The organism is Salinisphaera aquimarina (genome assembly GCF_042643355.1).
GTDB classification, from domain to species: domain Bacteria; phylum Pseudomonadota; class Gammaproteobacteria; order Nevskiales; family Salinisphaeraceae; genus Salinisphaera; species Salinisphaera aquimarina.
This window is the reverse complement of record NZ_JBHRSS010000007.1, coordinates 96933-122757: the sequence shown is the minus strand read 5'-3', so window position 1 is coordinate 122757 and position 25825 is coordinate 96933. Positions and strand designations below refer to the sequence as shown.

Here is a 25825-nt window from a genome sequence, read left to right as displayed (position 1 = left end):
CCATGGCCTTGTCGGCTACGGTGTCGTCTATAGGCGCCCGAGATTTGTGGTGTTAGCCTCTGCGCCATGAAAGACAAAGCGAAAACATGGCGCGTCGCGGTCCTGCCCGGCGATGGGATTGGCCCGGAAGTGGTGGCCCAGGCCACGCGGGCACTGGATGCGCTCTGCGACAAGCAGAGCGGCCTGGCGATCGAATGCACGACCTTCGACTGGCCCTCGCACGCCTGGCACGAGCAGCACGGCGAAAGCGCACCGGCCGACTATCTCGACCAACTCGCGGACTTCGATGCGATCCTGCTGGGCGCGCTCGGTGATCCGGGGCCGGCCAGCAATCCGGAGCGTTACCTGCTGTCGGACGCGGTGTCATTGGCCCCGTTGCTGCAGATCCGCAAGCATTTCGATCAGTGGTGCTGCGAGCGCCCCTGCCGGCCGTTGCCGGGTGCGCCGCAGTATCTGGCCGACGCCCGTGCCAAGGATATCGACATGCTCGTCATTCGCGAGAACAGCGAGGGCGAGTACGTCAATCAGGGCGGTCGGCTGGCGCCGGGCACGGTCAATGAAGTCGCCACCCAGGTGGCGCTGTTCACCCACCGCGCCACCGATCGCATCATTCGCCATGCCTTCAAGCAGGCGCGGGTGCGCGCCGACGAGCGCAAGGCCGAAGGGCGCGAGCGCCAGTTCGGGCCCGACAAAAAGGCCAGTCAGGTGTGTGTGGTCACCAAGCGCAACGCCCAGCAGTTCTGGGGCGACATGTACACCGAGATGTTCGCGGAGATCGCCAAGGATTTTCCGGATGTCGCCACTCATCATGAACTGGTGGATGCGGCCTGCATGAAATTCGTCAGCCACCCGTGGGCGTTCGACGTCGTGGTGGCCTCCAATCTGCACGGCGATATCCTCACCGATCTCGCCGCGGTGCTGAACGGTGGCATGGGCGTGTCGCCGTCCTGCAACGTCAATCCGACGGATCGTTCGCGGCCGCCGATGTTCGAACCCACCCACGGCAGCGCGCCCGATATCGCCGGCCAGAACCTGGCCGGGCCGGCGGCGATGCTGCTGACCACGGCGATGATGCTCGACTGGATGGGCGTGGAGGACGACGTCGCAGCGACCGCCGCGGCCCGCCTGCGCGATGCGGTATCGGCGGATCTGCTCGAGCACGGCAGCGAACGCCGCAACACCGACGCCATAGGCGACGCGATCATCGGCGCGCTCTAGCGACGCGCCGAGGCCGCAAAGCCATACCGTGCATTGAAACTGGCCGGCATCCGGTCTAGTCTCGCGCGCAACGTGCAAGAACACATACTGGAGAACCGTGATGACGGGAAAGCGCAAAGGCCAATTGTCCCCGCTGCTCAAGCAGGCCACCGATGTTCATGTCGAACGCGGCGAAGGCTGCTATCTGTTTGACAGCGACGGCAAGCAATATCTCGACTTCACGGCGGGTATCGGCGTGACCAGTACCGGCCACTGCCACCCGAAGGTCGTGGCCGCGGCACAGGAGCAGATCGGCAAGCTGATCCACGGTCAATACACCACGATCATGCACAAGCCGATTCAGGATCTGTCGGCGCGTCTGGGCGAGAAGATGCCCGGCAACATCGACAGCATCTTCTATGCCAGCGCCGGCACCGAAGCGGCCGAATCGGCAATGCGCCTGATGCGCCACGCCACCGGCCGGCCCAATATCGTCGTCTTCCACGGCGGCTTTCATGGCCGCACCATGGGTTCGGCCTCGATGACCACCTCCGGCACGGCCTATACCGCCGGCCTGCAGCCGATCATGGGCGGCGTGGTCGTGGCACCGTTCCCGCATGCCTTCCGCTATGGCTGGTCGGAAGAACAGGCCACCGATTTCTGTCTGCGCGAACTGGATTTCATCCTGCAGACGATCAGCGCCCCCGGCGATACCGCCGGCATGCTGATCGAACCGATCCAGGGCGAGGGCGGCTTCGTGCCGGCCAACACGCGTTTCATGCAGGGCCTGCGCGAGCGCTGCGACAAGCACGGCATGCTGCTCGGCGCGGACGAGGTCCAGGCCGGCTATGGTCGTACCGGTACGTTCTGGTCGCACAGTCACTTCGACGTTCAGCCCGATATCGTGGTGACCGCCAAGGGTCTGGCCAGCGGCTTCCCGCTGTCGGCCTGCGCGGCACCGCGCAAGATCATGGAGAAGGGCATGGCCGGCTCCCAGGGCGGTACCTACGGCGGCAACGTGGTCGCCTGCGCGGCCGCGCTCGCCACGCTCGACGTGATCGAGGAAGAGGGGCTGGTCGAGAACGCTGGCGCCCAAGGCGCCCATCTCAAGGAACGCCTGAACCTGCTGGCCGACAAGCACGCCGGCATCGGCGACGTGCGCGGCAAGGGCCTGATGGTAGGCGTCGACATCCAGAAAGATGGCCAGCCCGACGGCGACCGCGCCGAGAAGATCGCCAAGCACTGTGAAAAACACGGTCTGCTGCTGCTGCGCTGCGGCCCCGGAAAGCAGGTCGTGCGCTGGCTGCCACCGCTGGTGGTCAGTCGCGAGCAGATCGACGACGGCGTGAATATCTTCGCCAAGGCGCTCGAAGCCACGAGCTGATCGACGCGCAGTTTCTGTCTGCGTTGACTCGCACCGAAAGCCGCTGTCTCCGGACGGCGGCTTTTTTTGCCGTGCATCGGTGAGCCGCGCAACAGGATGGCTACAATAGGATTTTCAGGCGGAGTCGCCATGCGCGCGCGCGTAGTCGAGATATATCAGTTCGCCCGCAGCAGCTTCTGGTTTCTGCCGGCCGTGATGATGCTGGTCGGGGTGCTGCTGTTCGTGGTCACGCTTGCGGTCGACAAGTCCGCTTATCTGCGTGCCAACAGTACGACGCTGTTCTACTCTGGTGGCGCGACCAACGCGATCAACCTGCTGCAGACGCTAACCGGCGCGATGGTGGCGATCGCCGCGGTGGTCTTTTCCACCCTGATGCTGGTGCTCACGCTGGCGACCAGCCAGTTCGGCCATCGCCTGATCCGCAGCTTCATGCGCGATCGTGCCAACCAGGCCGTGCTGGGCATCTTTCTGACGACCTTCGTCTATTGCATGCTCGTCTTCCACATGGTCGGCAACGATCCAAGCAATCAGTTCGTGCCCGGTTTTTCGATCACGGTCGGCTTCGGGCTGGCGTTGTTCGCTACCGGCACGCTCATCTATTTCACCCATCACATGGCCTCTCTCATTGCCGCCCCAGAAGTGCTGGAAACCGTGGCGGTGGAACTGGATGCTGCGATCGACAATCTCTATCCCGACGACGGCAGCGACGATGCGTCGCCGCCCGCGCTGGAGGCCGGTGCACAAGATGAAATCCGTGCGCAGGGTGGCGGCTATGTTCAGGCTGTGGATATCCGGAAACTGACGGCGCTGGCCGCGCACCAGGATGTGGTGATCGAGTCGCGCGTGGGCTACGGCGAATATGTGCTGCCGGGAAACCTGCTGGCCGTTGTCCACGGCGGCGCGCTCGGTGACGACGCCACGGCACTGGCGTCCGGTTACTATCTGTTCGGCAACAACCGGTTGACCGGCCACGATCTATTGTTCGCGACTAACCAGGTCGCTGAGATTGCGGTGCGTGCGCTGTCGCCGGCGCTCAACGACCCGTTCACCGCGGTGGACTGTATCAATCGCATGGGGCTATCGCTGGCGCGGCTGGCGCGCCGGCCGTTGCCGTCGGAGGCGCACTATCACGACGACCGGCTGCGGCTGGTTTTCCCGGTGCCGGGGTTCGATGCAATGCTCGATGCCGCGTTCATCCCGATCCGCAATTACGGGCGGACCAGCGTGCTCACCAGCCGCGAGATGCTGCGCGTGATCACGAAACTGGCGCCGCTGGTCCGACGCGAAACCGAGTGGGCCGCGCTGCGTTCCCACGCCCACACCATCCGCGAAGCGGCTCGCAACGGCTTGAGCGAAGAGAACGACAAGGCCCGCATCGAGACGTTCTACGAGCACGCGATCGAAGCGCTCAACACGGCGCGTGGTCACGGATCAACGTCGTAACGTAGTTCATGCGGTCGATCGCGGCAGTTCCTGCGTTCAGCGCGTGTCCAACAGCTCGCGCATGGCCGCGAATATCTGCTGCATGGCGGCGGGTTCGCGGCCCGGCCCGCCGGCGCAGTGGCCATAGTCGGATTCGAGCACGCGGCATTCGGCGTTGGCGCAAAGGGCGGGGATGAGTACGCAGTAGCCGGCCTCGGCCAGTTGCCCTATGGCGAACCAGCCGACAAGCTGGCTCTGCAGGTCTGCACCTATCTCACGGGCGTGATTCGGATCTGGCTGTGCGCGCGGCGTCTGTTCTCGCTGCGGGATGATGCCGCGTGCTTTCATGGCCAGTGCATTGCGACTCTGTATCCAAATCCGCCGACGGGCTGACCGGCGCGTCCTGGCGGTTGGCCGAGCAGGTGACGGGTCGACGTTTCAGGTCCGGGCCGGGCGTCTAACGCGAGCGGTGTCCTCGGTGGCCTCGGTTGTCGTGGCCACGACGGTCATCACGATGACGATCATTGTGGGAGCGCTCGCGTTTGCGCTGGTGGTCGCGCCCGTCGTGGTCGCGCCGCTGGCCATGGTATGCGGTGCGCTGTTCGCGTCGTGGGTCGCGATGACCGTTGTAATGGCGGCCACGGCGGTCTTCGTGACGGCTATGACTCCGGCGATCGTACTGGCGGGCGTCATAGCGCCGATAGTCATGCGTACTTTGATAGCGACGCCGGTTATCGATGTACACCGGCTCCCGGTAGGTGCCGTAACTGCGATAGGCGCGCGTGTCGTAGACGTGCCCGTAACCGCGGCTGGTGCCGGTCGAGACACAGCCGCTGAGCGCGACGCTGAGCAACAGGCATAGAAATAACAGTCGCATCGCCGAACTCCGGGTTAGATGTAGGAACAGGCACAGTGTTGTCCGGCCAGCCTGAACCGGGCGTGAAACATGCACCCGGCGCTGATGGGCCTGTTCGCGCGCGTTATCGGCATGGGCAGCGGGACTGCGCGCGCTTGCGAGGCGGCCGGGGTGCCGGCCGCGGTTTGTTTCTCGCGCCCTGTCACGTCATCATGTGCGGTCATCTGAGCATAGAAAGCCTGTCTATACCGCGTTGTAGAGACCGGTTGCCCCGCTACTTGCCAAGGAAAAACGCACTATGTATCGAGCTCGCGCCCCGCGATATCCATTCGACGCTTTGCGTATTCTCATCCTCACTGTCTGCCTTGCGATGCTGGTGTTCGCACCGGGGGCGATGGCCCAGCAGGAGAAATCGACCGCCGACGGCATGCAGACGAGCTCCGAGCCGCTGCCGCTGAGCAAGCTCGCCGATCTGATCGAGAACGACGAGTCGCGCGCCCAGCTCATCCAGGAGCTGCGCGACGCGGCGGCGCAGCAGCAAACGGGTGACAAGAGCGCGACCGCGGCCAATCAGGCGCCCGTGCCGGAGGCAGCGCCCGAAAAAGGCGAGGATCAGGCGCTGGAAAGCGCGCCGCCGGCGGATGCCAGCCAGGCTACTGTCGAGCAGGCGGCCGCGAGCAAGGAGCGGGTATCGTTTGCGCGTCGGTTTGCCCAGAGCACCTCGGATTGGGCCGAGACCATCGGCACGCGGCTGGCGGTCACCTGGGGCATGATCACCACGATCAACGAGGACAGCGGCCCCGGTCCGGAATTCGATTCCACCGCGTTCTTCAACGCGGTGATCACCTTTGCGCTGGTGGCCGTGTCCACTATCGCGGCGTTCTTCATTCTGCGCTTGCTGGCGGCGACGCTGTTCTCGGCGATCGGACGCTTCGCGCAGAAGGCCGAGACCGGTGTCGGGGTGATCATCCGCCGTGGCACGGCCATCATCGCTGCCATCATCGTGGATGTTGCGGTGGTGTTGCTTGCCGGCGGAGCCGGTTATCTTGCCGGTCTCTACGCGTTCGGCGAAGCCGGCAGCATGGGCACGCGGGAATCGCTGTTCATCAATGCCTTCGTGCTGATCGAACTGACCAAGGTGGTAATCCGGGCGATCTTCGCAGCCCGTTACGAGAACCTGCGCCTGCTCAATATTCCCAGTTCGATCGCCGGCTGGTGGAGTATCCGCCTGCGCTGGTTCGTGGGCATCATCGGCTATGCCACGCTCGTGCTGGTACCCATCATCAACGCCCAGCTGTCGTTCTTCATGGGCGCGATCTTCAGCTTCCTGGTCATGGGCGGCTCGTATATCTACGCGCTGGCGGTGATCTTCAAGAACCGTCGGCTGTTCAGTGAACGCCTGAACCAGAGTGCCAACAACGCTTCGGTCGGCTTCTTTTCGATCCTGTTCCGGATCATGTCGAAACTGTGGATTCTGCTGGCAATTGCCTACTTCACGACACTGTTCATATCCAGTCAGGTCGACCCGACCGACGCACTGCCGTTCATGATTTCGGCCACCCTGCAGACGCTGCTCGCCGCGGCAATCGGTTTCGGCATCTCGGGGCTGTTGTCCAAGGCGATCGGCAAGCGCATGACCTTCTCGGAGGGGGTGCGCGAAAAGCTGCCGATGCTCGAGGCCCGGGTGAACTCCTACGTGCCTACTGCACTCAAGGTCATCCGGGTATTGATCCTGGCCATCGTCGCGCTGGTCGTGGCCAACGCCTGGCATGTATTCAATCTGGGTGAATGGCTCGCCTCGGATGCCGGCCTCACGGTGGTTTCGGTGACCACGCGTGTGTTGATCGTGCTGGCGGCCGCGGCCTTGCTGTGGCTGATCTCGGCCAGCGTGATCGAGCATCGCCTGAACCCGAACACGGGTCGCGGCAAGCCCACCGCGCGTCAGGAGACGTTGCTGGAACTGTTCCGTAACGCGTTGGCGATTCTCATCCTCACCATGACGCTGATGATCGCGTTGTCCCAGATCGGGGTGGACATCGGCCCGCTGATCGCCGGTGCCGGTGTGCTCGGTCTGGCCATCGGTTTCGGTGCCCAGAGTCTGGTCAAGGACATCATCACCGGTGTGTTCATCCAACTCGAGAATGCGATGAACACCGGCGACGTCGTCACTGTCGGGGGGATCACCGGTACCGCCGAACGCCTGACCATCCGTTCGGTGTCGATTCGCGATATCGACGGCGCCTATCACATCGTGCCGTTCTCCTCGGCGACGGTGGTATCGAACTACATGCGCGACTGGGCGTACTTCCGTACCGAATACGGCATCGCCTACCGCGAGGATATCGACAACGCCATCTACTACCTGCGCGAGGCGTTCGCCGAGCTCAAGACGGATCCGGTGGCCGGCGGCAACATTCTCGAGGACATGACGGTGCCGGGCGTTACCGCGCTGGCCGACAGCTCGGTGAATATCCGCATCATGATCAAGACCAAGCCCGGCACCCAGTGGGGCGTGGGCCGTGCGTTCAATCGTCTGGTCAAGTACCACTTCGACCGTGCCGGCATCGAAATCCCGTTCCCACATTCCACGGTCTACTTCGGCGAGGACCGGGAGGGCCATGCGCCGGCGGCGAACCTGCGCGTCATCGATGCCTCCGCGGACGAAAGCGATCAGGCCAAGGCGCTCAAGCAGCGCCGTCGTGGAGACGATTCGGCGCCCTCGGAGACCGGGGACGCGCCGGGCTGATCCGGTACTTTCGGCCTCGACCCGCGGTTCTTCGGAACCGCGGGTTTTTTTTTGCCTCGCGCACGGCGTTCGGTATGTCCGTAATCGCTGTCTACGACTTCGCCCGGCGATACAAGCGGTCAAAAAAACGTCATGTATGGAACAGGCGCTAAGCGACAACGACTTGCGTGATTTGTGCCAAGGTTATCCACAGACTTTTCCCGGCCGATTGTGCATAGTCTTGGACACATCGTCGAACCATGGTGGGCTGTTCAACCGCGCTGTGGTCGCCACTGCCGATATTCGACCGCCCGATGGCAACCGCGGCTAGCGGGCCAGGACGAATTTAGAGTGGGTCGGAGTGCGATCGGTTGAAACGTTGGTGCGATAAGGCTTGAGCGGCCAACGTTCATGCGGGTTTGCGCAGAATTTTCGGGCCCGGCCCGCGATCGAGCGCCGATTATTCGGCGTTCTGCGCGAGCGCAGAGTCGTGCTGTCGACGCTGCGCAAAAAGTGACCAGCTTGCGTCGAGCGTATATATGACGGGAGCCGGGCGCGGTTCATGTCGGCTTGTCCACAGGGTTACCCAAGGGCTGTGTGAAAAAAATCGAATTGCTGCAGCGCACCCGAAAACGGCGGTCGATGCAAGCGGTGTTGACCGCATCGGTATCGTTGCCTCGCACTCGGAGGCTCGCGGCTGCTACGGCCATCGTATCGACGGATCGTATTCATGCAGAATGGAGACAGACCCGACCTTTCTTATTGGCAGATTTTCCATGACGCCCAGCAAACGCTATGACTATGTGATCGTCGGTGCCGGTTCCGCCGGTGCCGTGCTTGCCAGCCGACTCACCGAGGACGCCAATACCTCGGTGCTGCTGATCGAGGCCGGGCCGATGGACTACAGCATCTATATCCACATGCCCTCGGCGTTCGCCTATCCGCTGGCCGACGACAAGTACAACTGGTACTACGAGACCGACGCCGATCCGCATATGGACGAACGCCGCATGTACTGCCCGCGCGGGCGGGTGCTCGGTGGGTCGTCGTCGATCAACGGCATGGCCTATGTACGCGGCAACGCGCTCGACTACGAAGGCTGGGCCGACGATTTCGATCTGGCCGACTGGCGCTATGCCAACGTGCTGCCGTACTTTCGCAAGGCGGAGGATTTCGACCAGGGCGAGAACGACTACCACGGCGCCGGCGGTCCGCTGCACGTGACCACGGGGCCGATGAAGAATCCGCTCTATCACGCCTTCGTCGAAGCCGGCATGGCCGCGGGCTATCCCTATACCGACGACATGAACGGCTACCAGCAGGAAGGCGTGGGCCCGATGTTCATGACCACCAAGGACGGCGTGCGCTGGTCCACCGCCAACGCCTATCTGCGTCCGGCGATGAAGCGCGACAATCTGCACGTCGCCACCCGAACCCTGACCCGCCAGATCCGCTTCGACGGCAAGCGCGCGGTCGGCGTGGAGATCGAGCGCCGCGGCGAGCGTTCCACGATCAGCGCGGACAAGGAAGTGCTGGTCTGTGCCGGTGCGATCAATTCGCCGCAGCTGCTCATGCTCTCCGGCGTGGGTCCGGCCGACGAACTGGGCAAACACAATATCCCCGCCGTGCATACGCTCGACGGCGTCGGCCGCAACTTGCAGGATCATCTCGAAGTGTATGTGCAGTACGAGTGCAAGCAGCCGATCACGCTGTACGGCTCGCAGCGCTGGCACAACATGGCCAGAATCGGCGGCCAGTGGCTGCTCACGCGCACCGGTCTCGGCGCGACCAACCACTTCGAGTCCGGCGGCTTCATCCGCAGCGAAGCCGGCGTACGCTATCCCGATCTGCAATATCACTTCCTGCCGATGGCCGTGAGCTACGACGGCAGCAGTTCCGCGGTCTGCCACGGCTTCCAGGCGCATATCGGACCGATGCGTCCGGAGAGCCGTGGCCGGCTGACGCTCGCCGATGCGGACCCGAAGAGCGCGCCGCATTTCGCGTTCAACTACATGGGCACCGAGCGTGACCGCTTCGAGATGCGCGAAGGCATCCGGCATACGCGTGAGATCATCGCCCAGGCGCCGTTCGACCGCTATCGCGGCAAGGAACTGGGGCCGGGCGAAAACGTACAGAGCGACGCCGAGATCGACGCCTGGGTGCGCCAGGCCGGCGAGAGTGCCTACCATCCCTGCGGCTCGTGTCGCATGGGCTCGGGCGAGGATGCCGTGGTCGACGGCCAGGGCCGGGTGCACGGAATCGAGGCCCTACGCGTGATCGACGCCTCGATCATGCCGCGTATCACCACCGGCAATCTCAACGCGCCGACCATCATGATCGCCGAAAAGCTCGCCGACGCGATTCGCGGGCGCGCCTCATTGGCCGACACGCAGGCGCGATGGTATGAGGCGCCGGACTGGCAGAACCGCCAGCGTTGAATGTCCGCTCTCGGCCTGGGTTACGCCGTAACCCGGACGCTGCGACTGGGATCCAGACGCCCGTGCCAGGCTTTGTCGTGACTCAGTTGCCGCGCCGTCGGCCGACCGGGCTATGGTGCCTGCGGCGGCTGTGAGGTCGTCGGTTTTTCACCGTGGTTAATTTTTGATCAGTGTGCGGCAAAGCCTTGCCATGACCGCCTGTAATCCAGTTGTCACGCGGTTGTCCACAGCCTTGTGCAAGGGCAGTGTGCACAACTACACAGGGCCGTTCCGGTCGAGGGGCGTTGCACGCTCAAGCCGGGCCGTTATTCAGCCGCCAAGTGGCCAGACCAGCGGCACCAGCGCGATCGTCATCAGCCCGACCAGCAGGGTGAGCGGCAGCCCCAGACGCATGAAATCGCTGAAGCGGTAACCGCCGGGACCGTAGACCATGAGGTTGGTCTGGTAACCGATCGGGGTGAGAAAACTGGCCGAGGCGCCGAATACCACCACCACCGCAAACGGCATGGCATCGGCCCCGAGTGTGTTTGCCAGCGACACCGCGATCGGGAACATGATCACCGCCGCGGCGTTGTTGGTGACCACGGCGCTGATCAGCACTGTGGTGGCGAACAGGGCACAGAGTGCGGCGTACTGGGTCGGCCCGGCGAGACTGATCACCAGTTGGGCGGTGGCCTGAGCCAAACCCGTTTCCTGTACGGCTGCGCCGAGGCCGATGGCGGCGCCAATGGCGATCAGCAGCGACCAGTCCAGCGTCTTGCGCGCCGAGGCCGTGGTGCAACAGCGCAGGCACAGCATCAAGGCCGCGCCAGCCAGCGAGGCCTGGAGGATATCGATCATGCCGAAGGCGACGCTGAGTACCATGGCGGCCACGATCGCGATCGCGGTATAGGCTTTCTGATGTTCTGGGGGCTGCGAGTCCTCGATCTGGCTGACCAGAAAGAAATCGCGTGAATGTCGTTGCTGCTGTACGAAGGACGGGCGTGCCTCGAGCAGCAGGGTGTCGCCCGGCTGCAGCTCGATATCGCCGATTTTGCGCTTGATGCGCTCGCCGTCGCGGGCCACCGCCAGCACCACTGCGTTGTACTGACCGCGAAAGCCACCGTCACGGATGCTCTTGCCGATCAACGGACAGCTGTGCGAAACCACGGCTTCGATGAGCACGCGCTGGGCGCGCGGCACGTCGAGCTTGAAGATCTGCTCGGTGGCCGGCAGCAGCCCGCGGATCTTCTGCAGGTCGACCACCGAATCGACGATGCCGACGAAGATCAGCCGGTCCCCGCCCTGCAACGGCTCGCGCGGCGACACGGCCGCCAGGATATGACCGTCGCGCTCGATCTCGGCCAGATACATGCCCGGCAGCTGGCGCAGGCCGGCGCCTTCGATGGTCTGGCCGGGTAGCGGGCCGTCGACCGCGACCAGCATCTCGACGCTGTATTCGCGCGCGTTGTCGAGTTCGGTCAGCACCGCCTCGCGGCTGGGCAGCAACCAGCGCGCGGCCAGCACGATGAAAACCGTGCCCGCGATCGCCACCGGCAGCCCGACCCAGGCCAGCTCGAACATGCCCAGCCCGTCGCCGATGTCCTGTTGCACGAGCAGGCTGTTGATCAGCAGGTTGGTGCTGGTGCCGATGAGCGTGCAGGTGCCGCCCAGAATGGCAGCGAAGCTCAGCGGCATCATCAGCTGAGAGACCGGCAGCCGGTACTTGCGGCACCAGTCGCTGACCACCGGAATGAGCGCGGCCACCACCGGCGTGTTATTCAGAAACGCGCTCATCAGCGTGGTGGGGAGCATGAGCTGAAGCTGCGCACCGCGCGTGGAGCGCGGCGGCCGCAGCATATGCGTCGCCAGCAGCTGGGTGGCGCCGGTGTCGCGCAGCCCCGCGACCACGACGTACAGCGCGGCGATGGTGATCACGCCCGGGTTGGAGAAACCGGCGAATGCATCCGCGGGACTCACGATACCGGCGAGCAGCAATGCCACGAGGCCGCCCATGAGCACCAGATCGGCGGCCAGACGGGTCAACGCCAATGCACCCAGCACGCCGATGAGTACGGCCAGAGTCGCGAGTGCGCTCAGCGACATGGCATTGCCCGGGTATTCGAGGACTTGGATCTTGCGGCGAGGGCCACAAATCGGGCCGGTCGGAGCCAGGCCGGCGCATGCGGTGCTCGAGGCAAGCGGATCATGGACAAATCAGTAATGGGGTCGGGGGTGGGCGCGCGTGATCATAACGGCCACGGCCGGTCCGCGGTAGCCGGATCGTGCCCCGTCGCAGTGGATAACGGCGGTGATGACCGCCTCAGCCCGGTTCGACGTCGCCGATCTCGTCGCGCCAGCGATCGAAGCCACCGGCCATATGGGCGACGTTGTCGCAGCCCATGTCCTGCAGCGTGGCCGCGGCCAGCGCCGAACGCCAGCCCTTGTTGCAGTGAAGAATGAGGCTGTCGGCCTCGGCCAGCGCGGGCTTGTGGTACGGGCTGTCCGGGTCGACCCAGAACTCGAGCATGCCGCGTGGCACGTGCAGCGCCCCGGCGATTGCGCCTTCGCGTTTGCGTTCGCGCACGTCGCGAATATCCACCAGCAGCACGCCCGGGTCGCGGCGGCGCTCGACGACTTCGGTGGGTGACAGCGCGGTGATCCGCGCATTGGCGCGCGCCACGAGTTCCTGGGCACTGACGTTAACGGGCATGGCATTGATTTTCTGAGGGTTTGCGAATTTATAGCACGGTGGACGCCGGCAGTAGAAACGGGCGCGTGAACACTACGCTACGCGGCAAGCGAAAATACGCCTGTTCAGAGACTTGCGCCGCCGACTCGCGCCCGACAGCGCTAGCGGCGTTATCCTTTCACCCCGACTGTGTTTCCCGACTGCTGGATGTGCGATGACCCAGGACGCCAAACGACCACTTTATATTCCCTACGCCGGCCCGACCCTGCTCGAAATGCCGCTGCTCAACAAGGGCAGTGCGTTCGACGGCGACGAGCGCGTGGCCTTCAATCTGATCGGGCTGCTGCCGCAGAACGTGGAAACCATCGAGGAACAGGTCGATCGTGCCTATCAGCAGTACAGCAGCTGTACCAACGATCTCGACAAGCATATCTACCTGCGCGGCATCCAGGACGACAACGAGACCATGTTCTTCCGGCTGCTGGAGGATCATCTGGAAGAGATGATGCCGATCATCTATACGCCCACGGTAGGGCAGGCCTGCGAGGAGTTCTCGGCGATCTATCGCAATCACCGCGGCATCTTCGTGTCCTATCCGGACCGTCATCGCATCGACGACATCATCCGCAGCGCGACCAAGCCGAACATCAAGGTGATCGTGGTCACCGACGGCGAACGTATTCTGGGGCTGGGTGATCAGGGCATTGGCGGCATGGGTATTCCGATCGGCAAGCTGTCGCTGTATACGGCCTGTGGCGGCATCAGCCCGGCCTATACACTGCCGGTGGTGCTCGACGTGGGCACCAACAATCCGGACCTGCTCGACGACGACATGTATATGGGCTGGCGCCACGAGCGGATCGGCGACGCCGAGTACGCAGAGTTCGTGGACCTGTTCATCCAGGCCATTCGGCGCCGCTGGCCCGACGTGCTGCTGCAGTTCGAGGACTTCGCCCAGCGCAATGCAATGCCGCTGCTGGCGCGCTATCGCGATGACCTGTGCTGTTTCAACGACGACATCCAGGGCACGGCGGCGGTGTGTGTCGGCTCGCTGCTGGCGGCCTGCAAGGCCAAGTCCGAGCGCCTGAGCGAACAGACGATAGCCTTTGTGGGCGCCGGCTCGGCCGGTTGCGGCATCGCCGAGCAGATCATCGTGGCCATGATTGACGAGGGCCTGAGCGACGCCGAGGCGCGCGCCCAGGTGTTCATGATCGACCGCGACGGTCTGATCACCGACGCGATGAGTGGCCTGCGCGATTTCCAGAGTCGTCTGGCCCAGCCGCAGTCTCGCGTCGATGCCTGGCCCGACGATACCCGCAGCGATGCGTTGCTGACCGTGATCGAGAACACGCAGCCGACCGTGCTCATCGGCGTGTCCGGCCAGCGCGGTCTGTTCTCGAAAGCCGTGATCCAGGCGATGCATTCACACTGCGCGCATCCGCTGGTGATGCCGTTGTCCAATCCGACCTCGAAGGTCGAAGCCACGCCGCAGGAGATTCTCGACTGGACCGACGGCCAGGCGCTGGTGGCCACCGGCAGCCCGTTCGGCCCGGCGACCGTGGGCGACGAGCAGCGCCCGATCGCTCAGTGCAACAACGCCTATATCTTCCCCGGCATCGGTCTGGGCGTGATCGCGGCCAAGGCCCGCCACGTCACCGATACCATGCTGATGGCCGCCTCGCGGGCGCTGGCGGAGAACTCGCCGCTGGGCGTGGCCGGCGAGGGCGCCTTGCTGCCGCCGCTGAGCCGGGTCCGTGAACTCAGCCAGTCGATCGCCTTCGCGGTGGCCAAACAGGCCCAGAGCGACGGCGTGGCACTCAAGTCCACCGACGAGGCGATCCACAGCCGTATCCAGCGGCATTTCTGGTACCCGCGCTATCGTCGCTATCGTCGGGCGGCTTTCTGACGCGATCTGGATAGATGGCACGGTCGCCGTTCGTGAATGTTCATTGACAATAGCCGCCGCGCTGCGAGCCCGTTGGGCCGCGGCCAAGGCCCGCGTGCGGTGCCTGGTCTTCCACTCATAGTGCTCTGAACGAGGGCGTGCCGCAGGACGGTTGGTAACTCGGCTAGGCGCCCGGCTTGGCTCAAGTGCCCGTTCTTTTCGAGCCCGGTTTGAGTCTGGAATTCGAGTGGACGCGTCTCCTGTGAATACTTGATCTCAGCGCTGACGCGAGGGGCCGATCGCGGTTTTGGCTGAACCGGGTCAGCGGCCTATGAGTCCATGGATTGTCATCCGGCGCTCAAGGCCGCATCACCGGCGCGAGGCGCTGAGTTCGCGTTCCGATGTGGCTGACATGGTCGTGTGCGGACAAGGCCAGCGGCCTTTAGTCGAAGCCAAACTCGGCCTATACCCGATGGCTAGTCTTTTCGTCGAGTGGCACCGGATTGGAGTGCGTGTCTTTTACACGTCAAACCGGCGCACCTATCGGTGAATAAAACTCCAGTACGAATGAGGTGAATCGATTCGAGGATTTGTGATTTCTCCTTCCAGACAACGAATTCGACCCCCCATTTTCGCATCTGGTCGTATGGCCAGTATTGACACACTCGAGACTATTATCTATAAACGAAAAAGTTATCGGAAATAGAAATGACAGATAAATATCAATTACAAACTGTAGCGCGGGCCCTCGACTGCCTGGCGATGATCGAGAAATCGTCGGCGCCGATGTCCTTGACGGAGCTATCCGAGGCGATGGGCGAATCGACCGCCATCGTCTATCGCATGGTTTGCACGCTGGAGGCGAAGGGCTATCTCCATCGCCGGCCCAGTGACAAGCGTTATGCATACACGGGACGATCGATGGGCAGTGGCGCGGTGACGCGAGCCGTCGACTTACTGCATGCCGTCGCGGCGTGTTCGCCGGCAGGAAGCAGCGTTGCAGAGCTCGCCATGGCCGCTGAGCTTGATCAGCACGTCGTCGAAGAGTTGATCGAGCCACTGGCACAAAAAGCGCTGATCGAATCGGTGGGGACGACGGAGCGCTGGCGTCTGGGGTTGGCGCTTCTGCAGATCGCGCGGCCGCTGTTGAGCAATGACGATCTGATCGCGTTTCTACAGCCGCTCATGGAGCGGCTTCATGCCGATACAGGTGAGACGGTCTCTCTCTTCTATCGTGTGAACGCAAGTCAGATCGTTGCCGTCGCCATGCCGAGCACGCACCCGGTGCGTTACTCGCTGGACGTGGGGCGTGTGTTTCCTCTTTATGTCGGCGCGGCCGGCAAGGCGGCACTGGCCGCAATGGCCGAGGACGACGTCAATGCGGTGATAAAGGATGCCGGGTGGGCTTCATTCACCGCGCATAAGCCGGAAGAACAGAGTCTGCGTGACGAGCTGGAAATCGTACGCCGCAACGGCTACGCGATTTCCGCTGGCGAGCGAGTTGAGGGCGCCAGTGCTGTTGCGGTTCCCGTGCGCGACGCCAGCGGCATGCATCGCGCCGTGCTGGGCTTGATGATGCCGTCTTTCCGGGCATCCCGAGAAGAGCTCGAAGCGCTGGGCGAGCGGATGATTTCGGACTTGCGCTCGTTCTCCAGATTTTAGTCATCGGACTCAAACGGTCATTCAGAAGAAATTCGGAATAACAAAGGACAACAGATGATTCGCGACGAAGAGAGATTTAATGGTTTGCTCGATGGCGTAAATCAGTGGGTTCGGCAAATCGCGATTCCCAATGAGGCCCGCGTCGAGACGCTGGACGAAGTTCCCGAAGAGCTCGTACAGGATATGCGGGACCGCGGCTTCTTCGGATGGAGCATCCCGGAAAACTACGGCGGTCATGGCATGACCTGCGAGGAGCTCGTTCGCGCTGCCATGGAATTGTCACAGTGCGCCGTTGCGTTCAGGGCGCGCGTTGGAACCAACACCGGTATTGGATCCGAAGCGCTGGTGGTGGACGGAACGCCGGACCAGAAAGAGTGCTATCTACCGCGCTTGGCGTCCGGAGAAATGACCGGATGCTTCGCACTGACCGAGCCCGATGCGGGTTCCGACGCGACGGCTCTCAAGACGACCGCGATCCGTGACGGAGACGACTACATTCTGACCGGCACCAAGTGCTATATCACGAATGCGCCGATCGCCGATCTGTTCACGGTGCTTGCGCGCACGGACCCGGAAGATCATTCAAGCAAAGGTATAAGCGCCTTCCTGGTAGAGCGCGGCACGCCGGGTCTGGACGTCGGAAAGCCCTACCGGAAAATGGGACAGGCCGGCTCGCCGGTTTCGGAGATCGAGTTCAAAGGCTGTCGGGTGCCGGCCGCGAATCTGATCGGCGACCAGGAGGGACAAGGCTTCAAGACAGCCATGAAAGTCTTGAACAAACAGCGCCTGCATCTGAGTGCATTGTGTGCCGGCCCGGCGATTCGGATGCTTGACGAGGCACTCGCATATACCCGCGACCGCCACCAGTTCGGCCGACCGGTCGCAGATTTTCAGCTCGTGCAGGCAATGATTGCCGATTGCCAGGCTGAAATTCATGCGGCGCGCGCGTTGATCCTGGAAACAGCCAGAAAACGTGACCTCGGCGAAGATGTCTCGCTCGAGGCGTCGATTTGCAAATACTTCGCATCCGAGATGTGTGGGCGGGTGGCCGACCGCGCGGTACAGATGTTCGGTGGTGCCGGCTATGTCGCGGACTACAGCAGCATCGAGCGGCTGTATCGCGATGTGCGTCTGTTTCGGCTCTATGAAGGCACGAGCCAGATACATCAGCTCAATATCGCCAAGCTCACCCTGCGGCGTACGGCATGAGCAAGCGCAAGCAGGATATGACCGCGACGAACGGCGTCGGCGAGGGTGCTCGCGATCTTGCAACGCTATTCAGTCCTCGTTCCATTGCCGTTGTCGGCGCTACCACCAATGCGGCGGCGATCGGGGGACAGCCGCTCAAGCACTTGGCTGATCATGGCTATGAGGGGACGATTTACCCAGTCAATCCAAAGTACGCGGACATTGCCGGTCTGCGCTGTTATCCGGATCTTGTGAGCTTGCCGGAGACGCCCGATCTGGTCGTTGTGGCTGTTTCTGCCCATCTCGTCCCCGATGTGATTCGCGTGGCCGGGCAGAAGGGCGTGCCGTTCGCGCTGGTGTTTTCGTCCGGGTTCGCGGAAGTCGGCGGAGACGGAAAAGACGCACAATCCCGACTCCAGGCCGTGGCCGAGTCCGCGGGCGTCACCCTGATCGGCCCGAATTGCCAGGGGCTGATCAATATCAGCGACGATATACCCGTGGGCTTCGGTGCCCCCTACGGCCTGACGTATTCCGCCGGCGCCGTGAGCCTGACTTCTCAGTCGGGGGCGTTCGGCAATTCGCTGCTCATGGCCCTGAATAAGGAAGGGGTCGGCTTACGGCATTACGTGTCCACCGGCAACGAAGCGGCGACGTCCACACTGGATTTCTTTTCGCATTTCATCGACGACCCGCAGACCCATGTGGTTGCAGCGTATGTCGAGGGGTTTCGCGATGCGCGCAGCCTGCGCGTTATCGCGGGGAGGGCGTTGCTCAAACGCAAGCCTATTATCGTCTGGAAGGTCGGCAATACGGTCGAGGGCGCGAATGCTGCGTCATCGCATACTGCCAACCTTGCGGGCGGTTCTACCTATTATCGAGCGGCGTTTCGGCAATTTGGCATCATTGCGGTCAACGATATCGCCGATATGGCGGATTGCGCACGTGCCCTGTTGACCGGGCGTTTGCCCTTCGCCGGACGTGGTGTTGCGATCCTGTCAATTTCGGGCGGTGCCGGTATCGCCATGACCGACCGTTGTATCGAGCTCGGGCTCGACGTTGTCCGGTTCGGTGACGATACCAGCCGTCGATTGAAAACGCTGATGCCGGACTTCGGAAGCGCCGGGAATCCGGTGGACATGACCGCAGCTGCGATGACCTCTCCCGAGGCATTCGGTGCCGCCCTGCGTTCAATACTTGAGGACCCAGCGGTTCATATGCTGGGTCTGTGTCTGGCGGCGCTGTCGGGACAGGCGGCTGTCGTCGTGGCACTCGAGATCGTGACGGTCGCCGCCGAATACAGTGCGCCGATCCTGGTCGCGTGGAATGCGCCGCATGACCTCAACGGCGAAGCCTACGGCGTTCTGGCGGAAGCCGGCATACCCGTGTATGACTCGCCGGTGCGCTCGGCCCGTGGGCTGTCGGCGCTGGCCGAATATGCTGCGGCGGTCAAACGATATGACGCTGCGCCATTCGATTCGAGCGCGCAAGGATCGCCGGACGATGTCGACCTGCCAGTTCAGACGCTCAACGAATTCGACTCGAAGCAGTTGCTGGCCCGCCATGGCGTGCCGATCTCACGCGAGGCGGTTGCGCACGATCGTGAGCAGGCGGTCGGCCTAGCCGAGGAACTCGGCTACCCCGTAGTACTCAAGATCCTGTCGGCAGACCTGCCGCACAAATCCGATATGGGCGGCGTCCGCATCAATATCGCCGATGCCGATGCGGTGCGGCTTGCGTACGACGCCATCCTGCAGGCGGTGGAGCAATTCGACTTGCCTATTCAGGTCGATGGAGTGCTCGTTCAGGAAATGGCGAGCGCCGGCACGGAAGTCATTCTGGGCGCGGTAAATGATCCGGCATTTGGCCCGGCGATCATGTTTGGTGCCGGTGGCATTTTCGCTGAGATACTCGAAGACGTCGCATTCAAGATTGCGCCGCTAAGCGCCGACGATGCTCGAGATCTGATTGCGCAGACGCGTGTGGCACGACTGCTGGAGGGCGTACGCGGTCAACCGCCGCGTGATGTCGAAGCACTGGTCGAATGCATTCTGCGGCTATCCGATTTTGTGATCGCCGAATCCCATCGATTTGCCGAAGTCGATATCAATCCCCTGATCGTCTCATCACATGGCCATGGGGTGAAAATCGTCGATGCACTGATCAAGCTTCGCCAGATATGAAAAATCCGGCATCGACGATGCCAAGACTCGAGCCAGGAACGTACGACCATTTAATAACGCAAAAGAATCTGCGAGGAGATAGCAATGCTGAAAATACTAAAACCATATATCGCCGGCCTGACTGTGGCCCTGTGCACGATGGGCATCATGACCGTGGCGGCGGCCGAGGATTATCCCAGTAAACCGATCACGGTCATGGTTCCGTTCGCCGCCGGCGGCAGTACGGATCTGATGGCCCGTGCCGCGGCACAGGGGATGACCACGTTCTTCAAGCAGAACATCGTGGTGAACAATCGCGGGGGCGGCGCAGGCACGATCGGGCTGGCTTCTCTCGCGCGGCAGCGGCCGGACGGCTACACCGTTGGCATCGTGCCCGCCGCGCCGCTTGTAAACCAACCGCATATGCGCAGAACGCCTTATGGCCTGGATAGTTTCGATTACATCTGTCAGCTGTTCTTCAGTCCTCAGGTGCTCGCGGTCAAGCCGGGATCTCCGTTCAAGGATCTGAAACAGCTGGTCGCATACGCCAAGTCGCATCCGAACGAGTTGTCGTACGGCAGCCCGGGCCCGGGCACGCTGCCGAATGTGGCCATGGAGCAGTTCCTGAAAAAAGCGGGTATCAAGATCAAGCATGTGCCCTTTACCGGCTCTGCACCGGCAGCGACCGCGTTGCAGGGCGGCCATATCGATATGCAGGTCACGATTGCGAACGTCGCCGTCGACCGCGGTTTCCCGACGGTGGCCGTTTTCAGCAAGGAGCCGCTGGAGTCGCTGCCCAACGTCAAGACCGCGATCGCCCAGGGGTATGACATGACCGCATCGTGGTGGGGCGGCATGATTGCGCCGAAGGGTCTGCCGGAAAACGTCAAGAATCGTCTGACGCAAGGCTGTGAATCGACCACCCAGTCCGATAGTTATACCAAGACGCTTCATAACCTTGGATCGATGTCCAAATATCGTGACTCCAAAGATTTCGAGCAATATGTGCGGGATGTCTCGAAAACGAACAAGAAGCTGATTGACTCGGTCTTCAAGTAGACCTGTTCTCTGCTGGATCGCATCACATGAATTCCCGAAAACTGGATCTCATTTACGGGGGGACGGTCGTGGTGGCCGTCCTGCTCGTCTACTGGACAAGTACTCAGGGTGCTCGGCCTCCTGTTCCCATCGCCAACGACCCGTTCTGGTATCCGACGATATTGCTCGTACTGATCGGCGGCTGCGCTGTGGTCATGTCGCTGCAAGTCATCCTGGGCCAGCAAGTCGAGGCTCCGGCTCCAGTTCGCTGGGGCAAACTGGCTGTCGCCATTGGCTTCAGTGTCTTTTACTTGCTGACCTACGAGCGTATCGGGTTCGTTCTCGATACGTTGGCGCTGATTCCGTTACTGGGCTGGTTCCTCGGTTTCCGGCGTCCAATAATCCTGGTGATCGTGTCGGTCGGATTCACGGCGGCTGTCTGGTACAGCTTCGATTTATTGCTCCATATAACGCCTCCGGGTCTGGGGTTGCCGACGTTTTGAAGTCGGTCTGCGCTTGAGTACAGGACTCGCGGAGAGATATTTCTTATGATCGATTTAATTGCGGCAGTGCATATGCTGCTCTCGCCGGCCATTCTCGTGGCCGTGACATTGGGCACGATGGTCGGCATTGTTGTCGGCGCACTACCTGGTCTCGGTTCGCTGCTGGCCATAACCATGGCGTTGCCTCTGACGTTCGTCCTGGGGCCGAATGCAAGCATCGCGGTACTGCTGGGGCTCTATTGCGGATCCGTCTACGGTGGATCCATATCGGCGATCTTGATCAATACGCCGGGTACGCCGCAGTCTGCGGCAACGGTGCTGGACGGGTATCCCATGGCCCGGGCCGGGCGAGCCGATCTTGCGCTCGGCTGGGCGACCAGTGCGTCGGCAATCGGCGGCATCATCGCCACCGTAGTGCTCGCCGTGGCAGCGCCGTTGCTGGCTCGGTTCGGCTTGCGGTTCGGTCCGGTCGAGTACTTTGCGTTGGGCATGTTTGCCCTGACCTGCATTGTGACGGTTTCCCGGGAAGCTCTTTTCAAGGGGCTTATCTCCGGATTGCTGGGGCTGTTTCTTGCGGCGATCGGACAAGACCCACTGACGGGCTATCTGCGTTTCGACTTCAATTCGTTTCAACTGTCGGCCGGAATCGGACTCGTGCCACTTTTGGTTGGTCTGTTCGCATTGTCGGAGGTTTTCTGGCGGGCCGCGGAAAAACCGGACGAGGGTGAGGAGCGGGTCATGCAATGCGGATTCACATTGCCGCCCCTCTCGGAGTTTCGAAAACGCGGGTTCCATATCGTCAAATCGTCGCTGATCGGCACATGGATCGGTACGTTGCCGGGCATAGGCGCGACCGCGGCGTCGATGATCAGTTATGCGGAAGGGAAGCGCAGTTCGCCCAACAAGGCGAAATTCGGCACGGGCGAGCCGGACGGCCTGATTGCATCGGAGGCCGCGAACAACGCGGTGACATCCGGCGCGATGGTGCCTACGTTATCGCTGGGCGTACCCGGCGATCCCGTCACCGCCGTGTTGCTGGGCGCGCTCGTATTGCAAGGCGTCACGCCCGGGCCACGACTGTTCGTCGAGAACCAGCCCCTGGTTCTGTTCATCTTTTTAACGTTGTTTCTGGCCAATATCGTGCTTTTCGTCTGTGGTGCACTGATGGCGCCGGTGTTCTCGCGGATTCTGAGAATTCCCGAGCCTATTCTGATGGCATGTGTTGTCGTGCTTATAGCGGTCGGCACTTATAGCATCAACTCCAATTCATTCGACCTGCTCGTGGCGTTCGTCGCCGGTATTGTCGGGTATCTGATGCGATATAACCGATTTCCACTGGCGCCGCTGGTGATCGGTTTCGTGCTGAGTCCGATGATTGAACAAAGCCTTCGGCAGGGTTTGATCCTGAACAACAATAATTTCTGGCTGTTCTTCACCCATCCGATTGCATTGGCGCTGTTTGCGCTCACGGCCGCGGCGTTGTTCTTCCCGCTGCTGAGACCGGCATTGCGTTCTCTGGGTAAGCACACCTGAAAAATACGGCAACGAAGATCAGTTTGATTGATCACGAATTTTCAATGGATACGATGATATGAATGACTTCAAGGCATTAAGAGTCTTAGAGCAGGGTCGTTTCGGCAAGGGTTCCATAGTCGACACGAGCCTCGACGAGCTTGATCCAGGCGACGTGGTAATCAAGACATCGTATGCGGGCGTCAACTACAAGGATGCGCTCGCAGCAATGGGGGCCGGGCCCATCATCCGCCGGTACCCGTGTATCGGTGGGATCGAGGTTGTTGGGGAAGTGACGGATTGCGAGGGCACGCGTTTCAAACCGGGCGATCGCGTGATCGTGCATGGTCGGGGTCTGGGTGTCAGTCACGACGGCGGTTTTTCCGAGTATGTGCGAGTCCCGGAAGACTGGGTCCTCGAGCTTCCCGAGGGGCTCGATATGCGGGAGGCTGCCGCCCTCGGTGTGGCCGGGCACACAGCGGCGATAGCCATCGATGTGATGGAACACAATGGTTTGATGCCGGCCAATGGGCCAGTAGCGGTAACCGGGGCAACCGGTGGCGTAGCAAGTTTGAGCATAAACATGCTGTCCAATCTTGGCTACGACGTAGTGGCCGTGTCCCGCAAGCAGGATAGCCACGACTATTTGAAGAATCTGGGCGCCGCGCGAGTTCTGGCAGCGCCGGATAACAACGGTGACGCCACGATAAAGCCGCTAGAAAAAGGCGAGTGGGCCGGTGCCGTCGATTCCGTAGGCGGTCCGGTGCTGGCGTGGTTGCTGCGCTCGATGATGGATAGCGGTGTCGTCGCCAGTTTCGGCAATGCGGCGGGTATCGACGTTCAGACGACCGTTCTTCCTTTCATTCTGCGCGGCGTACGCTTGCTCGGTGTGAATGCCAATACCGCGATGCCTTATAGGCGTGCGATCTGGCAGCGCCTCGCGTCCGACCTCAAGCCGAGCCATGTTCAGGATATCGCGACCTGGATTGAGTTCGGTCAGCTGGAGCAGGCGATGCAGAGTCTGATTCAGGGAACCGCGCGCGGACGATACGTACTGGATCTCACCTGATCGAGACAGAGCAGGTGAACAAACCGTCGAGGGACAAACTGTCAATACGCTTGCGCCGGAGCGTCCAGGCAGCGAAACCTGCATTGATAGGGTGAAAGAGTCTTGACCGCAGACGCAGGCCAGTGAAAATGCGAGTCCGGCTGGGGCGTTACGCGCCGATTGTGCGCTGGTTTCCGAAATACACGCCGACGCTTTTCGTCAATGATGCGTTGGCGGCGGCGGTTGTAACATTACTGCTGATTCCGCAGGCGCTCGCGTATGCCTTGCTCGCCGGTATGCCAGCGCAGACCGGCCTGTACGCGAGCATACTGCCATTGCTCGCGTACGCCGTGCTAGGCACCAGTCGGACGTTGGCAGTGGGGCCTTTTGCGGTGGTCTCCATCATGACCGCGACTGCCGTGAATCAGGTAGTTGCCCAAACCGGCCTGGATTATATTTCTGTCGCCGTTCTGCTTGCACTGCTATCGGGGATGATGCTCATCGCGCTGGGAATCCTGCGGCTGGGATTTCTGATCAATCTGCTCAGCCGTCCAGTGATATCGGGATTCATCGCGGCCTCCGGGATACTGATAGCGGCCAGCCAATTCGGGCAAATGCTTGGTATGCCGGTACAGGGCCAGACTCTCTGGGCGTTGGCTCAGAGGCTCTGGGAGCTTTACGGTGAGTTTGACCGCGGCACCCTTGCGATTGGGCTGTCTAGCCTCGCGACCCTGATTTGCCTCAAGCGCTATCTTTATCCCTTGTTGATCCTGATCGGGTTGTCGGACACAGCCTCTCGGCTCATGGCTAGGAGTGGCCCGATCGTCATCATCGTCGTTTCCATTTGGCTAAGCGTCAGGTGGCAGTTGAGTGAACATGGTGTCGCCGTGATCGGTCGTGTTGCATCCGGACTTCCCGAGCTCGCTCTGCCGCATATTACGTGGCAGGCGCTTGAGAGTTCGTGGTCGGCCGCGTTGCTGATCAGCATCGTCGCATTCGCGGAGTCGGTGTCCATGGCTCAGACACTCGCGAATCGCCGTGGTGAAAGGATCGATCCGGATCAGGAACTGATCGGACTGGGGGCGGCCAATATGGCCTCCGCTTTTTCGGGTGCGTTTCCGGTCAGCGCGAGTCTGTCGCGATCGGCTGTCAACGATGAGGCGGGCGCTGCGACCCCGGCCGCGGGCGCCATGACGGCGTTAGGGGTCGCTTTGGCGGCACTGTTTCTGATGCCGTTAATCAGCCAGCTGCCCCGGGTCGTGTTGGCCGTCATCATCATTCATGCCGTTGCATCGCTGGTGAATCCGTCATCCTTCGTGCGAGCCTGGAGATACTCCCGAAATGACGGCGTTGCCCAGATAGCAACTTTCTTGTTGACGCTGTTGGCCGGGGTCACCAACGGCTTGATACTGGGTGTTGTTCTATCGCTGGTTATGTATTTGTATCGGACCACGCTTCCGCACACGGCCATAGTGGGGCGCCTACCGGGGACCGAGCACTTCCGCAATGTGCGGCGGCATCGAGTTGAAACGAGGTCTAGACTGGCGATTCTGCGAATCGATGAAAGTCTGTATTTCGGTAATGCCCGGTTTCTTGAGGATACCGTGGCCCAGGTTGTTGCGGAGCAACCGATGCTTCGTGATCTGGTATTGATGTGTCCCGCCGTGAACTATATCGATATTTCGGCGATCGATAGCCTCGAGTTGATACAGAAACGACTCCACGACGGTCATATTTGTCTGCATCTGGCCGAAGTCAAAGGGCCGGTGATGGACCAACTGAAAAAAACCGAATTTCTGGAAAAGATCAACGGTAGGGTATTCCTTAGCACCTATGCCGCATGGAAAGAACTTCAGGCCGACGAGCCGGAGTCCGGCAGACGATCCGCACACTCGTAATTTGCCAAAAGCTGCTTCTGTCGATGTCCATACCGCAACAGTTCGATCCGAGAATTTTCGATTCATCCTTGAATATCGGGCGCAGTGCGCTGGGAGATATTCATCGAACAGTGCACACAACGGCTTGGATGTTTCAAAAGCTGTGGCGGTCGGGACACGATGTGTGCATATATCCAATGTGCATATATCCAACTTGAATCGATGGCTTCGAATGATCTGACGATCCGAGATCGAGTTTT

Annotated in this window: 18 protein-coding genes; 14 read left to right on the top strand and 4 right to left on the bottom strand. The window is 61.7% G+C overall.

The annotated features are described in order from the left end of the window. Positions 1 to 66: 66 nt before the first annotated feature. The 3 genes from ACFOSU_RS15000 to ACFOSU_RS14990 all read left to right on the top strand — a co-directional run bounded on the left by ACFOSU_RS15000 (position 67) and on the right by ACFOSU_RS14990 (position 4024). Complete coding sequence (locus ACFOSU_RS15000) at positions 67 to 1218, top strand: isocitrate/isopropylmalate dehydrogenase family protein (protein WP_380690749.1); 1152 nt, start codon at positions 67 to 69, stop codon at positions 1216 to 1218. 100 nt (positions 1219 to 1318) lie between these two features. Further along, positions 1319 to 2581 carry an aspartate aminotransferase family protein gene (locus tag ACFOSU_RS14995; RefSeq protein ID WP_380690748.1) on the top strand — a complete coding sequence of 421 codons (1263 nt, stop codon included), beginning with the start codon at positions 1319 to 1321 and terminating at the stop codon, positions 2579 to 2581. A 129-nt stretch (positions 2582 to 2710) separates the two neighbouring features. Further along, on the top strand, positions 2711 to 4024 hold the full coding sequence (locus tag ACFOSU_RS14990) for a DUF2254 domain-containing protein (RefSeq protein ID WP_380690747.1): 1314 nt from the start codon (positions 2711 to 2713) through the stop codon (positions 4022 to 4024). Between the two features lie 36 nt (positions 4025 to 4060). Here ACFOSU_RS14990 and ACFOSU_RS14985 read toward each other — a convergent pair whose 3' ends face one another. Next, positions 4061 to 4351, bottom strand: a complete 291-nt coding sequence (locus ACFOSU_RS14985; protein ID WP_380690746.1) for a hypothetical protein — start codon at positions 4349 to 4351, stop codon at positions 4061 to 4063. 109 nt (positions 4352 to 4460) lie between these two features. Then, positions 4461 to 4880 carry a hypothetical protein gene (locus tag ACFOSU_RS14980; protein ID WP_380690745.1) on the bottom strand — a complete coding sequence of 140 codons (420 nt, stop codon included), beginning with the start codon at positions 4878 to 4880 and terminating at the stop codon, positions 4461 to 4463. A gap of 277 nt (positions 4881 to 5157) precedes the next feature. Here ACFOSU_RS14980 and ACFOSU_RS14975 point away from each other — a divergent pair, with 277 nt between their 5' ends. Continuing rightward, positions 5158 to 7605, top strand: coding sequence for a mechanosensitive ion channel domain-containing protein (locus tag ACFOSU_RS14975; protein ID WP_380690744.1), 2448 nt, complete (start codon positions 5158 to 5160; stop codon positions 7603 to 7605). A gap of 755 nt (positions 7606 to 8360) precedes the next feature. Continuing rightward, the gene (gene betA, locus ACFOSU_RS14970; RefSeq protein WP_380690743.1) at positions 8361 to 10022 is read left to right on the top strand and encodes a choline dehydrogenase; all 1662 of its coding nucleotides are present in this window, start codon (positions 8361 to 8363) and stop codon (positions 10020 to 10022) included. A gap of 309 nt (positions 10023 to 10331) precedes the next feature. On the opposite strand, the gene ACFOSU_RS14965 is transcribed toward betA, so the two are convergent. Continuing rightward, positions 10332 to 12107 carry an SLC13 family permease gene (locus ACFOSU_RS14965; protein ID WP_380690742.1) on the bottom strand — a complete coding sequence of 592 codons (1776 nt, stop codon included), beginning with the start codon at positions 12105 to 12107 and terminating at the stop codon, positions 10332 to 10334. Positions 12108 to 12324: 217 nt separating this feature from the next. Further along, the gene (locus ACFOSU_RS14960; protein WP_380690741.1) at positions 12325 to 12714 is read right to left on the bottom strand and encodes a rhodanese-like domain-containing protein; all 390 of its coding nucleotides are present in this window, start codon (positions 12712 to 12714) and stop codon (positions 12325 to 12327) included. Between the two features lie 193 nt (positions 12715 to 12907). Here ACFOSU_RS14960 and ACFOSU_RS14955 point away from each other — a divergent pair, with 193 nt between their 5' ends. The 9 genes from ACFOSU_RS14955 to ACFOSU_RS14915 all read left to right on the top strand — a co-directional run bounded on the left by ACFOSU_RS14955 (position 12908) and on the right by ACFOSU_RS14915 (position 25586). Continuing rightward, the gene (locus ACFOSU_RS14955; RefSeq protein ID WP_380690740.1) at positions 12908 to 14599 is read left to right on the top strand and encodes an NAD-dependent malic enzyme; all 1692 of its coding nucleotides are present in this window, start codon (positions 12908 to 12910) and stop codon (positions 14597 to 14599) included. A 687-nt stretch (positions 14600 to 15286) separates the two neighbouring features. Then, the gene (locus tag ACFOSU_RS14950) at positions 15287 to 16240 is read left to right on the top strand and encodes an IclR family transcriptional regulator domain-containing protein (RefSeq protein ID WP_380690739.1); all 954 of its coding nucleotides are present in this window, start codon (positions 15287 to 15289) and stop codon (positions 16238 to 16240) included. Between the two features lie 54 nt (positions 16241 to 16294). Further along, positions 16295 to 17449 (top strand): acyl-CoA dehydrogenase family protein, encoded by a 1155-nt coding sequence (locus tag ACFOSU_RS14945; protein ID WP_380690738.1) that lies wholly within the window; start codon positions 16295 to 16297, stop codon positions 17447 to 17449. Then, positions 17446 to 19608 (top strand): acetate--CoA ligase family protein, encoded by a 2163-nt coding sequence (locus ACFOSU_RS14940; RefSeq protein WP_380690737.1) that lies wholly within the window; start codon positions 17446 to 17448, stop codon positions 19606 to 19608. The genes ACFOSU_RS14945 and ACFOSU_RS14940 overlap by 4 nt, the downstream gene beginning before the upstream one ends. 147 nt (positions 19609 to 19755) lie before the next feature. Beyond that, positions 19756 to 20646: a tripartite tricarboxylate transporter substrate binding protein gene (locus ACFOSU_RS14935; protein ID WP_380690736.1), complete on the top strand. Its 891-nt coding sequence runs from the start codon at positions 19756 to 19758 to the stop codon at positions 20644 to 20646. A gap of 26 nt (positions 20647 to 20672) precedes the next feature. Further along, complete coding sequence (locus tag ACFOSU_RS14930; protein WP_380690735.1) at positions 20673 to 21128, top strand: tripartite tricarboxylate transporter TctB family protein; 456 nt, start codon at positions 20673 to 20675, stop codon at positions 21126 to 21128. Between the two features lie 45 nt (positions 21129 to 21173). Continuing rightward, on the top strand, positions 21174 to 22661 hold the full coding sequence (locus ACFOSU_RS14925) for a tripartite tricarboxylate transporter permease (RefSeq protein ID WP_380690734.1): 1488 nt from the start codon (positions 21174 to 21176) through the stop codon (positions 22659 to 22661). Between the two features lie 58 nt (positions 22662 to 22719). Beyond that, positions 22720 to 23709, top strand: a complete 990-nt coding sequence (locus ACFOSU_RS14920; RefSeq protein WP_380690733.1) for a YhdH/YhfP family quinone oxidoreductase — start codon at positions 22720 to 22722, stop codon at positions 23707 to 23709. A 128-nt stretch (positions 23710 to 23837) separates the two neighbouring features. After that, a complete protein-coding gene (locus ACFOSU_RS14915) occupies positions 23838 to 25586 on the top strand; it encodes a SulP family inorganic anion transporter (RefSeq protein WP_380690732.1) in 1749 nt (582 codons plus the stop codon). The last annotated feature ends 239 nt before the right edge of the window (positions 25587 to 25825 follow it).